General features: G+C 71.0%; 10 protein-coding genes and 1 pseudogene. 7 read left to right on the top strand and 4 right to left on the bottom strand.

Annotation, left to right across the window (positions count from 1 at the left end; all coding sequences use genetic code 11):
* Positions 1-77 precede the first annotated feature (77 nt).
* From SCAB_RS30020 to SCAB_RS30010, 3 genes are read left to right on the top strand one after another with little or no spacing between them, the layout of a single operon-like run.
* Entirely contained in the window at positions 78-1,685 is a 1,608-nt protein-coding gene (locus tag SCAB_RS30020; RefSeq protein WP_013003864.1) for an amino acid adenylation domain-containing protein, read from the top strand.
* Entirely contained in the window at positions 1,682-3,043 is a 1,362-nt protein-coding gene (locus SCAB_RS30015) for a ferredoxin reductase domain-containing protein (RefSeq protein WP_013003863.1), read from the top strand. The genes SCAB_RS30020 and SCAB_RS30015 overlap by 4 nt, the downstream gene beginning before the upstream one ends.
* A gap of 41 nt (positions 3,044-3,084) precedes the next feature.
* A complete protein-coding gene (locus SCAB_RS30010; protein ID WP_041669815.1) occupies positions 3,085-3,852 on the top strand; it encodes an enoyl-CoA hydratase-related protein in 768 nt (255 codons plus the stop codon).
* Positions 3,853-4,053: 201 nt separating this feature from the next.
* On the opposite strand, the gene SCAB_RS30005 is transcribed toward SCAB_RS30010, so the two are convergent.
* Positions 4,054-5,508 (bottom strand): amino acid permease, encoded by a 1,455-nt coding sequence (locus SCAB_RS30005; protein ID WP_013003861.1) that lies wholly within the window; start codon positions 5,506-5,508, stop codon positions 4,054-4,056.
* A gap of 733 nt (positions 5,509-6,241) precedes the next feature.
* Here SCAB_RS30005 and SCAB_RS30000 point away from each other — a divergent pair.
* The 3 genes from SCAB_RS30000 to SCAB_RS29990 all read left to right on the top strand — a co-directional run bounded on the left by SCAB_RS30000 (position 6,242) and on the right by SCAB_RS29990 (position 9,983).
* Entirely contained in the window at positions 6,242-6,976 is a 735-nt protein-coding gene (locus tag SCAB_RS30000) for a FadR/GntR family transcriptional regulator (protein ID WP_013003860.1), read from the top strand.
* 77 nt (positions 6,977-7,053) lie between these two features.
* Entirely contained in the window at positions 7,054-8,523 is a 1,470-nt protein-coding gene (locus SCAB_RS29995) for an APC family permease (protein WP_037726478.1), read from the top strand.
* A gap of 188 nt (positions 8,524-8,711) precedes the next feature.
* Positions 8,712-9,983, top strand: coding sequence for a DUF418 domain-containing protein (locus tag SCAB_RS29990; protein ID WP_013003858.1), 1,272 nt, complete (start codon positions 8,712-8,714; stop codon positions 9,981-9,983).
* Between the two features lie 65 nt (positions 9,984-10,048).
* Here the strand turns inward: SCAB_RS29990 and SCAB_RS29985 are convergent, their stop codons facing one another.
* The 3 genes and pseudogenes from SCAB_RS29985 to SCAB_RS29975 form a co-directional block, all read right to left on the bottom strand.
* The gene (locus SCAB_RS29985) at positions 10,049-10,750 is read right to left on the bottom strand and encodes a hypothetical protein (protein WP_158512267.1); all 702 of its coding nucleotides are present in this window, start codon (positions 10,748-10,750) and stop codon (positions 10,049-10,051) included.
* Between the two features lie 134 nt (positions 10,751-10,884).
* Positions 10,885-11,195, bottom strand: a pseudogene (locus SCAB_RS29980) (PIN domain-containing protein); the annotation flags it as partial.
* 135 nt (positions 11,196-11,330) lie between these two features.
* Complete coding sequence (locus SCAB_RS29975; RefSeq protein WP_158512266.1) at positions 11,331-11,990, bottom strand: hypothetical protein; 660 nt, start codon at positions 11,988-11,990, stop codon at positions 11,331-11,333.
* Positions 11,991-12,516: 526 nt separating this feature from the next.
* On the opposite strand from SCAB_RS29975, the gene SCAB_RS29970 reads away from it, so the two are divergent.
* A complete protein-coding gene (locus SCAB_RS29970) occupies positions 12,517-13,368 on the top strand; it encodes a MerR family transcriptional regulator (RefSeq protein ID WP_037726474.1) in 852 nt (283 codons plus the stop codon).
* Positions 13,369-13,416 lie beyond the last annotated feature (48 nt).

Genomic DNA, 13,416 nt, shown 5'->3' with positions numbered 1-13,416 from the left:
CATGCACCTTTCGAGGCACGTCAGCGTTCAGTAGCCCGAGGCATCTTCTCCCCACACAGCCAGGAGGTCTGTGAAGCATGCCCCTGAGCCATCTGTCCCCTCACGACAGGGCCCTGTTCCGGCAGTTCGGCCGAGGCCCTGACATCCCCGTCCCCGACCCCCTCGTCCACCACGCCTTCGAACGGTGGGCCACCGCCGCGCCGCACGCGGTCGCCGCCGAGCACCAGGGCACGACGATCACGTACGGCGAACTGGACCGCCGTGCCACCCGCCTCGCGGCCGTGCTCCTGCGGGAGGGCGTACGGCCCGGCGACCACGTCGGCCTCTTCGTCCGCAGGTCCGTCCCGATGCTCGTCGGGCTGCTCGGCACGCTGAAGGCAGGCGCCGCCTACGTCCCGCAGGACATCGGCCTCACCCCCGACACCCAGCTGCGGCACGTCATCCGTACCGCCGGCACCCGGGTCGTCCTGACCCAGTCGGAGCACACGCTGCGGGTGCCCCTGCCCGCCACCGGGCACCGGCTGATCACGCTCGACGACGATCTCGCCGGCCCGCCCGCGCCGGGGCCGGTCCGCCCGGAGCGGCCCGTACGCCCCGACGACGGGTGCTACGTCCTGTTCACCTCGGGCACGACCGGCAAGCCCAACGGGGTGAAGGTCACCCACCGCAACGTCGCGAACATCCTCCTCACCTCGCCCGGCGACCTGGGCATCCGCCCCGGTGACCGGGTCGCCCAGCTCCTCAACATCGCCTTCGACATGGCCGCCTGGGAGATCCTCGGCTGTCTCGCCCACGGCGGCACGCTCGTGATCCGCGGCAAGGACGTCGCGGCGGCGGCCCGTACGGCGGACGTGCTGATCGCGACGCCGACGGTGCTGTCCGGGATCGACCCGGCGGACTGCCCCCGGGTGCGGACGGTGGCCGTCGCGGGCGAGCCGTGCCCGCGCCCGCTCGCGGACGCCTGGGCCGGGCGGTCCGCCTTCCACAACTCCTGCGGGCCCACGGAGACGACGATCGTCAACACGATGCGCCGGCACCGCGTGGAGGACGCGCTGCTCACGATCGGCCGCCCCACCCCCAACAACACGGTGTACGTCCTCGACGAGCACCGGCGTGCGCTGCCCATCGGGGAGGTCGGCGAGATGTGGGCCGGAGGCGACTGCGTCTCGGCCGGCTATCTGGACAACGAGGCGCTGAACGCCGAGCGGTACGCCCCCGACCCCTTCCTCGGCGGCGGACACCGCATGTTCCGCACCCGCGACCTGGGCCGCTGGACACCGGACGGCGAACTCGAACACCTGGGCCGTACCGACGACCAGGTCAAGGTCCGCGGCTTCCGCGTGGAACTCGACTCCGTCTCCTCGGTGCTGGAGTCGGTGGCGGGCTGCTCCCGCGCCGTCACCCTGAAGCGGGACGCCCGCAGCCTGGTCTCCTTCGTCTGCCCGGCCGACGTCGACCCGGACACGGCCCGGCGCGCGGTGGCCGACGCCCTGCCGTACTACTGCGTGCCGGCCACGGTCCTCCCGCTGGCCGCGCTGCCGGAGACGGACCGGGGCAAGGTCGACCGGGCGGCACTGCTGCGGCTGGCGGAGCAACGGGAGAAGGCCGCGCGGGCGGTGCCGGTCCAGGACGCGGGGGCACCCCTGCTGCCGGTGCCGGCGGTACGAGAGGGGGCGGCCCGATGACGTCGTCCATCGAGACCTCGTCGGCCGGCGGCTCGTCCGCCGGGGCCGCCTCCACCGGGGCCGCTTCCGCCGGGACGTCGTCCGCGGAGGCGGGAGGCGTCGCGGGCGTACCGCCCTCGGCTCTCGCCGAACTCCCGCCGCTCACGTCCGCGCCCCGCCGCCTGCTCAAGCACCCCCGTCTGATGCACTACAACCGCCTCGCTGCGCTGGTGATACTGGCCAACATCGTTCTGCTGACCGCCAGTTGGGTGCCGGACGCCGAGACCGTCGGCCACGCGTCCCTCGCGAACCTCGCGCTCGCGGTGGTGGTCCGGCAGCAGTACGTCGTCAACCTCTTCTTCCGGCTGGCGACCTGGGCTCCGACGAGCTGGCCGCTGAAGGCGCGGTGGACGCTCGGGAAGGTCTACCACTTCGGCGGACTGCACGTGGGCGGGGCGCTGGCCGGAGCGGCGTGGTTCCTCGCCGGGGCGGTCGCGTCGGCCGTCGACGGCACCGACCCGGCCCTCATGGCCGTGAGCTGGACACTGGTGGCCCTGCTCGCCGTCATCGTCGCCACCGCCCTGCCGCCGTTCCGTTCCCGCTTCCACGACCGCTTCGAGAAGATCCACCGCTTCGGCGGCTGGAGCGCCCTCGCCCTGTTCTGGACGCACACGCTGCTGGGCGGGCAGGGGCCGGTCGCCATCGGGGTGCTGGCCGTGGTCACCTTCAGCGTCGCCCTGCCCTGGCTGCGGCTGCGCAAGGTGGACGTACGGATCGAGAGGCCCTCCCCGCACGTCGCGCTGGCCCGTTTCGACCACGGTGTGACCCCCTTCGCGGGCTCCTCCACCGCCATCAGCCGCAGTCCGCTCACCGAATGGCACTCCTTCGCCAACGTGCCCTCACCCGGCGTACCCGGCTTCCGGCTGACCATCTCGCGCGCGGGCGACTGGACCGGCTCGTTCATCGACGACGCGCCGGCGAAGGTCTGGGTCAAGGGCATCACCACGGCCGGGGTCGCCAATATCGAGACCCTGTTCAGCAAAGTGATCTACGTGGCAACCGGCAGCGGCATCGGCCCCTGTCTGCCGCACCTGCTGGCCGCCGAGGTGCCCTCCCGGCTCGTGTGGGCGACACGTGACCCGCGCAGGACCTACGGCGACGAGCTGGTCGACGAGATCCTCGCCGTCCAGCCGAACGCGCTGGTCTGGGACACCTCGCAGCACGGCAAGCCGGACATGGTGCGGCTCGCGTACACCGCGTACCGCGACTTCGGCGCCGAGGCTGTCATCTGCATCTCCAACAAGAAGCTGACCTGGCAGGTGGTGCACGGCCTCGAACAGCGCGGGATTCCCGCGTACGGCGCGATCTGGGACTCATGACAACCGCCGGAACCGGCAGGCGAGGGAGAAGAGGAGAGTCGTTGAACACCCTCAAGATCGAACGTCATGACCGCGTGGTCACGGTACGACTCCATCGGCCGCACGTCCTGAACGCCCTCAGCGGTGAGCTGCTGGGCGAACTCCTCGACGTGATGCGCCCGTTGGACCGCGACCCGGACGTGGGCTGCTTCGTCGTCACCGGGTCGGAGAAGGTCTTCGCGGCCGGTGCCGACATCAAGGAGATGGCGGGGAAGTCGGCCGAGGACATGGCCGCGGAGGACTACTTCGCGGGCTGGGAGGAGTTCGCCGGATTCCGGACGCCGAAGATCGCGGCGGTCAACGGGCATGCGCTGGGCGGCGGTTGCGAGCTGGCGATGATGTGCGACCTGATCGTCGCGGGCGAGTCGGCGGTCTTCGGCCAGCCGGAGATCAAGCTCGGCGTGATCCCCGGCATCGGCGGCACCCAGCGGCTCACCCGCCTGGTCGGCCGCGCCAAGGCCATGGACCTGATCCTCACGGGCCGCACGATGAGCGCCCGCGAGGCGGAGGCCGCGGGCCTGGTGTCGCGGGTGGTCCCGGACGACCGCGTCCTCACCGAGAGCACGGACGCCGCGGCGACCATCGCCTCCTACGGCCGCCGGGCCGTCTCGGCCGCCCGTGAGTCGGTCGACCGGGCCCTGGAGACCGGCCTGCGCGACGGGCTCCTCTTCGAACGGCGCGTGTTCCACGCCCTGTTCACGACGGCGGACCAGAAGGAGGGCATGAGCGCGTTCCTGGAGAAGAGGACCCCCGTCTTCAGGGGCCGCTGACGACGGATCCGCCCGACCCGGCGACCGGGGCGGCGGACGGGGCTCCCGTCGGACGGGCGCCCGGTCCGCCGCCCTCGTCGTAGAAGCGGGCCGCGCCGCGGCGCGGACATCGCACCGCGGCGCGGACGCCGCGAAGCCGGTGACGCGGCGGGAGGGCCGCGTCACCGGCGGGGCGGGTCGGCCGTACGACGGGCCGGGCCGCTAGGCGGAGGTGACCTTGTCCGGCCGGGCGTTCCGGGCCCGCCGCTCGCGGACGAGGGCGAAGACCACCACGGCCACGGCGAGCAGCGTGGACAGGACGACCTGGTCGCGGCCGCCACCGTCGGCGGTGTCGGTCAGCATGTAGACCAGGACGAAGGTGATCATCGCGATGGTGGCCCAGGTCAGGTAGGGGTAGAGCCACATCCTGACGACCAGCTTGTCCGGCGACTCACGCTGGATGATCTTGCGCATCCGCAGTTGGGAGAAGCAGATCACCAGCCAGACGAAGAGGGCGATCGCGCCGGAGGAGTTCAGCAGGAACTGGAAGACCGTGTCCGGCCACAGGTAGTTGAAGGCGACCGCGACGAAGCCGAAGACCACCGAGGCCAGGATGGCCGATTGGGGGACGCCGCGCCCGTTGGTGCGGGCGAAGGCGGCCGGGGCGTCGCTGCGACGGCCGAGCGAGAACGCCATCCGGGAGGCGGTGTAGAGGCCGGAGTTGAGGCAGGACAGGACGGAGGTGAGCACGATGGCGTTCATGATCTCGCCGGCGTGCGGGATGCCGATGGAGTTCAGCGCGGCGACGTACGAGCCGTCCTTGAGGATCGCCGGGTCGTCCCAGCGCAGCAGCGACACCACGATCAGGATCGAGCCCAGGTAGAACACCGCGATCCGCCAGATCACGCTGTTGGTGGCCTTGGTGACCGCGGCCCGCGGGTTCTCGGTCTCACCGGCGGCCAGGGTGACGATCTCGCTGCCCATGAAGGAGAAGACCACCATCAGGATGCCGGTGAGGATCGCCCCCGGCCCGTTGGGCAGGAATCCGCCGTGGTCGGTCAGATGGGAGAAGCCGGACGCCGGGTGGTCCGAGCCGGGCAGCAGGCCGAAGATCGCGAGCCCGCCGACCACGATGAACGCGGCGATCGCGACGACCTTGATGCCGGCGAACCAGAACTCGAACTCGCCGTAGGAGCCGACGGAGACGAGGTTGGTGGCGGTGAGGACCACCATCACGAGCAGGGCCCAGCCCCACTGCGGTACCGCGGGGATCCATCCGGCCAGGATCTTGGCACCGGCGGTCGCCTCTACCGCGAGCACGACGACCCAGAAGAACCAGTACAGCCAGCCGATGGTGAACCCGGCCCAGCGGCCCAGCGCACGGTCCGCGTAGGCGGAGAACGAGCCGGAGGTGGGATTGGCCGCGGCCATCTCGCCGAGCATCCGCATCACCAGCACCACGAGGGTGCCGACGAGGAGGTACGAGATCAGGATGCCGGGACCGGCGGCCGCGATGCCGGAGCCGGAGCCGACGAACAGGCCCGCACCGATGACACCGCCGATCGCGATCATCGACAGATGACGGTTCTTCAGTCCGGCTTGCAGGCCGGATCCTCCTGAGGGGCTCTCGGTGGTGGTCACCGGATCGGGCGCGGGACGAGGTGTCTGTGTGGTCATCTCGGCATCCAGGAAGCAGGTGGGGACGAGGGAAGGTTCCGGCGGGGCCGGGCGGCCGGCGGCGGGGAGGCCGTCGGGCATGAGGGGTGCGGGCGTGCCGGGTGAACGTGCGGGTGGCGATCACGGCCGCAGGGAGGGCATGGTGGACCGTGGCCTCCGGGCCGGTCCCCGTCGGACCGGTCGTCCCGGTGGCGTTCAGGAAAATAGTTCAGGACGATCGAATAAAACAAGGGGTCCGTCCGCCCATGCCCTGGCGTCGGCACGCCGTCCCGCCGGGCCACACCCACCCCGCACCCGCTCGGCCCGCACCCTCGCCGACGCCCCGCGACCCTCCCGCCAGGGCGCGAATCCCCTGGTCAGGACGCCATCGGACCGGCCTCCGCGTTCGCCCCGCCCGCACCTTCCGGCCCGCCCACGGCAGGGTCTTGTTTAACTGTTCACCTTGCTCTAATTTTTCCTGCAGCGCGACCCGCTCCACCCGTCGCGACGCCCGTGCCGTGCCCTGCCGTGCCGCGCCGCGCCTGCCGCCTGTGCCGACGGCCGTCGCGGGCCGGACCGGATCACCACCTCCTCGGGAGCCCCCATGCACCACACCGCGGTGTCGTCGCGGGAACCACCGGCGGGCCCAACCGCCCCGCACCGGGCCCGCGCCCGCCCTCGACGCCGGTCCGGCGCTCCGCGCGGCGGCCGTCGCGGACCGCGACCGCGCTCAGCGGGCCGTTAGGGTGGCGCCGTGGCGAATGCAGCGGGCAAGTTCGGGCCCTACAACCCGCCCGGCCCGGCCCAGACGACGGCGGCCACCGGCGTCGGACACGCCCGCGCCCTGCCCGGCGGGGGCCAGAGCGGATCCGATCTCGTCCGGTCACGGATCGCCCTGCGGGTACGCCTGCGTTCCGTACGGCCCGGGGACCGGCTGCCGGACGCCGGGGTCCTCGCCGAGGAACTCGGAATCGGCGAGATCACCGTGCGCCGCGCGCTGGAGGGCATGTGCCAGGACGGCCTGCTCGACCGCCGGCGCGGACGCGCGGGCGGAACCTTCGTCGCCCAGGAGTGGGACACCGTCGTGGCTCTGACCCACGACCCCGAGGAGGCGGCTTCGCTCGAAGCCTTCCGGCTCCTGCTCGAATGCGGCCTCGTGGCGCACGGTTCGGGAGAGGTCCCGCCCGCACGGCTGGACGGACTCCGGCCGCTGGTCGAGGAGATGGAGGAGACGGACGACCCGGCCCGCCTGGCCGAGCTGGAGACCCGGTTCCACCTGGACCTCGCGGTGGCGCTCGGCGGCACCGGGATCCGTGAGTTCGCCGCCGACCTGCTCGGCCGGCTGTGCCTGTTGCTGCCCGTACCGGACCCCGCGGTCGTCCGGGCGCAGAACCACTGCCACGCCGAGCTGCTCGCCGAACTCGGGCGGGGTGCGACCGACGCGGCCGTACAGGCGGTGAAGGCACACCACCGCGCCCGGCACCGCTGACTCCCGGTCCGTGCCGGCCCGGCCGTCGTACCCCCGCGTATCCACCACACCGCCCCACCACACGAGGAGTTGCCGCCATGCCCCACCCCGGAGCCGGCTCGCCGTCCCCGCCGGGCCCTGCCGGCGGCGCGCCGCAGCGGCTGCGCGGTGGCGTCCTCGGTATGGCGGACATCGCCGCCGCCACGATGGCCAACGTCGGCCCGGCCATGAGCTTCTTCTTCGGTTTCGCCTTCCTCGCCACCACCGCGGGCGTGGCCTCGCCGCTGACCATCCTCGCCGCGGGCGTCGCGGTGGCGCTGCTCGGCAACACGCTGGCGGAGTTCTCCCGGGCGCACCCCTCGGCGGGCAGCTTCATCACCTTCGTCGGCAAGACCTTCGGGCCCGTCAGCGCGGTGACGACCGCGCTGCTGGCGGCTCTGGGCTACATCATCGCGATGGCCGGCGTCATCTCGATCTCCGGCGGGTTCGTGCAGATCACCCTGTACCACTACACCGGGGTGGACCTGCCGTGGATCATCTGGACGCTGCTGCTCACCGGGCTGGCCGTGGCGCTGATGCTGCGCGGGGTGGTCGTCTCCACCAAGTGGGCCGGCTACTTCTTCGGCGCGGAGATGCTGGTGCTGGTCGTGGTGTCGGTCGCCGCGCTGGTGGAACACCGCGGCGAGCTGTCCTTCGACCCCTTCCTGCCCAGCCACATCAGCGACGGGTTCAAGGGGCTGGCGGCGGGCTTCCCGCTGGCGGTGTACCTGTTCATCGGCTGGGAGAACTCCGCGGCCCTCGCCGAGGAGACGGAGAACCCGCGCCACAACGTCGGCCGCGCGGTGTTCTCCTCCGTCGCGATCATGACGGTGAGCTACATCCTCTTCGCCTACGCCACGGTGACCGGCTTCGGCTACGACGTGACCCGGCTCGGCGCCTCCCGCATCCCCTTCGTGGAGGTGGCCGAGAACACCCTCGGCGTGCTGGCGTTCCTCGCCTACCTCGGCGGACTGACCTCCACCCTCGGCGTACTGATCGCCGGCATCAACTCCCAGGCCCGCCTGGTGTTCAACGCCGGACGCGAGGGGCTGCTCCCCTCCTTCTTCGGCTATGTGCACCCCATCCGCCGCACACCGAACAAGGCGATCATCACCTTCACCCTCACCGCTCTGCTGATCATCGGCGGCTGGGGCCTGGGCCACCTGCTGGGCTCCTCCGGCGGCTCGATGAACCCCGTGGTCTTCTTCACCGAGTCCTCGACGCTCGGCGCCATCCTGATCCTGCTGGTCTACCTCGCCTCCAACATCGCCCTGCCGCTGTACTACCGCAGGTACCGTCCGCAGGAGTTCCGGCCGGTCCGGCACCTCGTCCTGCCCGTGATCGGTACGGTGGCCATCCTGATCCCGCTCTACTACCTGGCCAAGCCCGGCCAGCCCGCGCCCTACAACTGGTTCCCGTACGTGGCGGTCGCCACCCTGCTAGCCGCCGTCTGCTATGCGGCCCTCCTGGTCCGGCGCGACCCGACCCTGGCCGAACGTGTCGGCTCCATCGTGGCCGACGCGGACTGACCCCCGCCGGGCGGCTGAAGAAGATCGTCACCCGGCCGCACCGGTGCGGCCGGGCCGGTCGCCGCCCTCTGCCGGCCGGCCGGTCGCCGCTCTCTGCCGGCCGGCGGGGCGGTGCCCGCCGACCGGCGGGGGCAGCACCGCGGCCTGCCGGATGGCCCCGCGACCGGCGGCGACGCGAGGGTCGTCCCATGCCACAGACACCCACCACACCGCAGGACACGTCAGTCCCGCAGGAGAACCCGCCCCCGCAGTCCCGGACCTCCCCCGAGACCGCCGAGCCGACCTCGCCCGGCCCTTCCATGGGACGGCTCGTCGGGGTGGATCTGGCCCGCGCGCTGGCGGTGTTCGGCATGTACATCGTGCACATCGGCCCCCCGCTGTCCGCCACGAGCGGCGTCGCGAGCTGGATCCGGTACATGGCGGACGGCCACTCGTCGGTCCTGTTCGCCACCCTCGCCGGGTTCTCGCTGATGCTGATCGCCGGCCGCCGCGAGCCGAAGACCGGCCTGGCGGGCCGGCAGGCGCGGGCCCGCATCGCGATCCGCGCCGTGATCCTGCTGGCCCTGGGCACCGTGCTGGCGATGGAGTACGGAGGAGTGATCATCCTCGGCTTCTACGGGGTCTACTTCCTCCTCGCCCTGCCCCTGGTCCGCCTGAGCGCCATGACCCTCGCGATCATCGCGGCCGCGTGCGCCCTCGTCACCCCGCAGCTGGCGTTCGCCCTGAACGCGCTGCTGACACCGTCGGTCCAGAACACCGTCAACGCCTACGACCCGCTCCGCCATCTCAGCGAGGTGGGCGTCCTCGACCTGCTGCTCAACGGCTTCTACCCGGCCCTCACCTGGATGTCCTTCGTGATCGCGGGCATGGCCCTGGGCCGCCTCGACCTGTCCTCCACCACCGTCCTCAAGCGTCTGGCCGCGCTCGGCGCCGCCCTCACCGCGGCCGCCTACGGCACGTCCCTGCTCCTCGCCGGCCCGGGCGCCCTGCGCAGCAGCGCGGAAGACGGCTCGTCGTCCGGCGGCTCCGGCTCGATGCCGCTCGACAGCGCCTCGATGCCTTCCGGTGGCGGCTCGTTCCCCGAGATGCCGGCGTCGACGCTGCTGACGGCCGGGCCGCACAGCGGCACCACGTTCGACATCATCGGCAGCGTCGGCGTCGCCATCCTGGTGATCGTGGGCGCGACGGTGCTGGTGGACCGCCTGCCGCGACTGCGCCGCCTGGCCACACCGGTCATCGCCGTGGGCACCATGTCCCTGACCGCCTACGTCGGCCACTTCCTCGCCCAGTCCGCGTTCTCCACCCCCGCCGGAACCGGCACCCAGCAGTCCTGGATACCCGTACTCACCTACATCCTGGGCGCGATCGTCTTCGCCGCCCTGTGGTCCCGCTTCTTCCGCCGCGGGCCCCTGGAGTACCTCCTCAACGCCGCGACCAGGCCGGCGAAGCGCATCCGATGAGGAACTGCCGGGGCGGGCCCGGACCGGCGTGACGGGGCTGCGTCCGATGCCTTGACGCCCGGCGCTCAGGGCCGTGCGGGCGCGCCCTCCGTACCGGTGTCGTCGGCCTCGGTGCGGTCGGCCCCGCTCTGCCCGCGCCGGAGCTGCCGGCGCATGACGAGCAGGGTGACCGTGGCGCCGACGGCCACCGGGATGAGCGGCCAGAACCGGGGATGCTCGGTGCCGAGGGCTGCGGGTACCACGGCCAGCGGGACGATCGTGGCAGCTCCGACGATGATGCCGAAAAGGATCTCGAAGACGAAGTCGACCGGGTCGCCCACCCGGGCGCCGCCCCGGCGCGCCATCCGGACGCGCGCCGCCACCGTCAGGACGATCAGGTAGCCCATGGCCAGGGGGTAGAACGCGACAAGGATGTACCCTCCGGGGCCGCTGCCCCACCCTTGCCACACGTAGAAGCCGTCGAGCTCGATGATGTGCCCGTGCCACAGGCCGACCTGGACATGGTCGCCCACCTCGCCGCCGGCCTCCACCGACTGCAGTTCGCCGTTCACCCGCAGTTCGAGCGTGACCCTGTCCCAGTGGACCCAGTCCGCATAGCGGTCCTGGCCTGTGCCCCTGGGCGCCCTCCCGTGTTCTTCCGTCCGATCGACGACGACGGCGTCCGCCAGTTCCAGGTTCCCCGAGGAACGGGCGTCGGCGATGGCCATCTCCTCATACGTCCGCCAAGCGAACAGCACGATCACCACCGCCATGACCAGACGGAACACCGCCACACCGATACGAGCCCGTCTCGACCGGCCCCTCCGCGCACCCTGCATGCCCGCCCCCTGCGTGCCTCGCCGCTACTCCGTCACGGGGATCATTGCCCCGCAGGAAGCCGATCGCAGCGTTGCGGCCACAGTCAGGTCCACACGTCACGCTGCTCGACCTCCTTGAGGACCCCGGCGACCGTTGGGAAGTCGTTGTCCACGTGGAGCACGGTGTGCCCGTAGTGCACCGCGGTCGCGCACACCAACAGGTCGATCACTCCCGCTGCCTGATGCTGACCTTGTTGCGTGAGCTTGTACTGGGCGGTCTCGACCCAGCGCCAGGCGTTCTTCGGAACCGGCGAGAGCAGGCAGAGAGCATCCAACTCCTCCGCAAACTCATCCTGGTGAGCGGGACGGGCGCCGAGTGGAGAAACTCGGTTCGCGTCGGCTCGCAGATGTGGAAGCCCGACTACCTCATCGCCCACCAAACCGCACAACTGCTCGGCATCACCGTCGGCGGCGTCCACAAGCTCGTCCAACGCGGCCGTGCGCGCAACAGAGCCCGCGCATCAACTCTTCGGCGAGGGCTCCGACGTTCCTAAACCTGTTCTGCTTCCAACTGAGCGATCCGGTCCTGGAGTGCCCTTAGAAAAGGATCGTTAGCTTTCACGTGCTCGCTCATCGCCTCGAACCCACCCCATGTGTAAGCAAACGTGACCCGGGCGATCGGCCACAGCGCCACCCATCCCACGCCGACACTCACGATCACTGCGCATACTTCGTCCGCCATCGGGTTTACGTGGGATAGGTCCCGCAAGGCGTTCAGAGCAATCATGGCTGCCACAGCTTGGGCTACTAGCACGGTGGCCCAGCACGCCCAGGCGATCCACTTCAACCACCTCAACCGGTGTACCCATGCCTTCTTTGTGCCCACCGGCACGCTCACCCCGAGCTTCCGAGCCAAGGCCCGGGCTACACCTGGGTACACCTCATGGATTTCCTGCACGGTCCTCAGGCGAACGAGCAAAGCCGCGTCGCCCATGCGACCTACCCGGCGCGCCTGGCTCGCGAGGTCAGTGATGCCTACGGCAGCTCCCACGAAGCGATGACCCCGTTCGCGACGCTCACGCTCATACCCGACAACCTCGACTACGGCCACCAAGAGCACTACGGGGGCCACCGCTGCCACCGTGGCGGCGAATGCCTCAGTCATTTCTGCTGCCATCCCAAGTGCATTCCGCACGGGCAACGTGGTCATGCCCCGCAGAGCGATGCAGGTTTGCCGGACCCCTGGCTGCCCTCCGGGGCGCTGCAAGGCATGCCAGGGCCGGGCCCAGCGCGCACGTCCCACAGCAGCCTCGAAGGGCCACCTGAGAACCCATCGGCTCTCTGGCCGTCGACAGCAACACCATCTACAACTGCGCCTCGCACGGCGTGACCGTCTTGACCGACACCAACGTCGACAGCGACATCGTCCGCGAGCCCGGCGGCAACGGCATCCTCGACCGGGGCGGCACCTTCCTCCAACTCCGCAACTACGTGCGCTCGGCTGGCCGCACCACGACAACACCTTCTACGGCGTGCGCACCTCGACCGTCGCGGATCCGCTCAACCTGTCCGAGAACAAGGTGAGGTCGCACAGCTCCGGGAACGAGGCCGCCTACGCGCTGTCCATCGCCTCCGGCGTGACCACCGTGAGCCGGTACGCGTGGTGGGTAGTTGCACATGCCGTAGCGGCATGTGGTGTCGTCGAGGGCACCACAGCACGAAAGGCCCCGTCTGCGATGTACCCCTCCGCCACGCCTCCCCGCGAGGTCAAGATCGGCGATGCCGCCGCCTTCGCCGGAACCACCCCGCGCGCCATTCGTCACTACCACCAGATCGGTCTGCTGCCCGAGCCCGAGCGAGGCGGAGACGGACGCCGCCGCTACGGCTACGACGACATGATCCGCCTGCTGTGGATCCGCAAGATGTCCGAGGCCGGCATCAGCCTGGACGACATGCGGACCGCCTTCGACGAAGCCCGCGACGTCGAGGACGTCCTGGGCCGGCTGGAGGAGACCCTGGCCGCCCAGGAGGCCGACATCAAGCGTCAGCGCGCGGCAGTCCAGCGCCTGCGAGCCGTGGGCAGCCCACTGGGCCTGCTCTCCCCGTTGGTCACGGACCGGCTCAGCCACCTGCCCCCTGGCGCACTGCGCCCCTCCGACCTGGACACCCTGCTGGTCACGGAACGGATCTTCGGGCCGCTCGGCGCCGCGATTCAGGCCAGTGTGTTCATCACCCTGGCGACCCATCCCGGCCTACGGGCCGAGGCAGACCGCCTCGACGCGGCCGACGCCGCCCTCGACGACACCGTCGACCCCCACGACCCGCAGGTCGAGGAACTCGCCGCGCGGCACCACGCCCACCACAAGGCCCTGCACCAGGCCATTGAAGCGGCCGGACTGGACGAGGCCGAGGAGAAGCTCTTCGACATCTACGACGCCGAGGCGAGCGGCGAGGAGGATGAGGAGGGAGCCCGGATGAGCGCCTTCGAAGCGATCACCAAGATGCCCTACGGCTTCTCCGCGGCCCGGACACGGTGCATAGAACTCACCGGACAGCTCCTTGCCGCGGACCTCTCCGCAGACAGCTGACCGCTGGTGTGGCCGTACGTGAGAATCCCGGATCGGCCACCGACACGA

This window comes from Streptomyces scabiei 87.22, from assembly GCF_000091305.1.
GTDB lineage: Bacteria > Actinomycetota > Actinomycetes > Streptomycetales > Streptomycetaceae > Streptomyces > Streptomyces scabiei.
Note: the sequence above shows the minus strand (reverse complement) of the source record. Positions and strands in the feature narration are given on the sequence as shown.

Excerpts from the sequence above, each read along its gene's own strand:
- SCAB_RS30020 (WP_013003864.1), top strand. The coding sequence starts at position 78 with ATGCCCCTGAGCCATCTGTCCCCTCACGACAGGGCCCTGTTCCGGCAG.
- SCAB_RS30015 (WP_013003863.1), top strand. The coding sequence starts at position 1,682 with ATGACGTCGTCCATCGAGACCTCGTCGGCCGGCGGCTCGTCCGCCGGG.
- SCAB_RS30005 (WP_013003861.1), bottom strand. The coding sequence starts at position 5,508 with ATGACCACACAGACACCTCGTCCCGCGCCCGATCCGGTGACCACCACC.
- SCAB_RS29995 (WP_037726478.1), top strand. The coding sequence starts at position 7,054 with ATGCCCCACCCCGGAGCCGGCTCGCCGTCCCCGCCGGGCCCTGCCGGC.
- SCAB_RS29990 (WP_013003858.1), top strand. The coding sequence starts at position 8,712 with ATGCCACAGACACCCACCACACCGCAGGACACGTCAGTCCCGCAGGAG.
- SCAB_RS29975 (WP_158512266.1), bottom strand. The coding sequence starts at position 11,990 with ATGACCACGTTGCCCGTGCGGAATGCACTTGGGATGGCAGCAGAAATG.
- SCAB_RS29970 (WP_037726474.1), top strand. The coding sequence starts at position 12,517 with ATGTACCCCTCCGCCACGCCTCCCCGCGAGGTCAAGATCGGCGATGCC.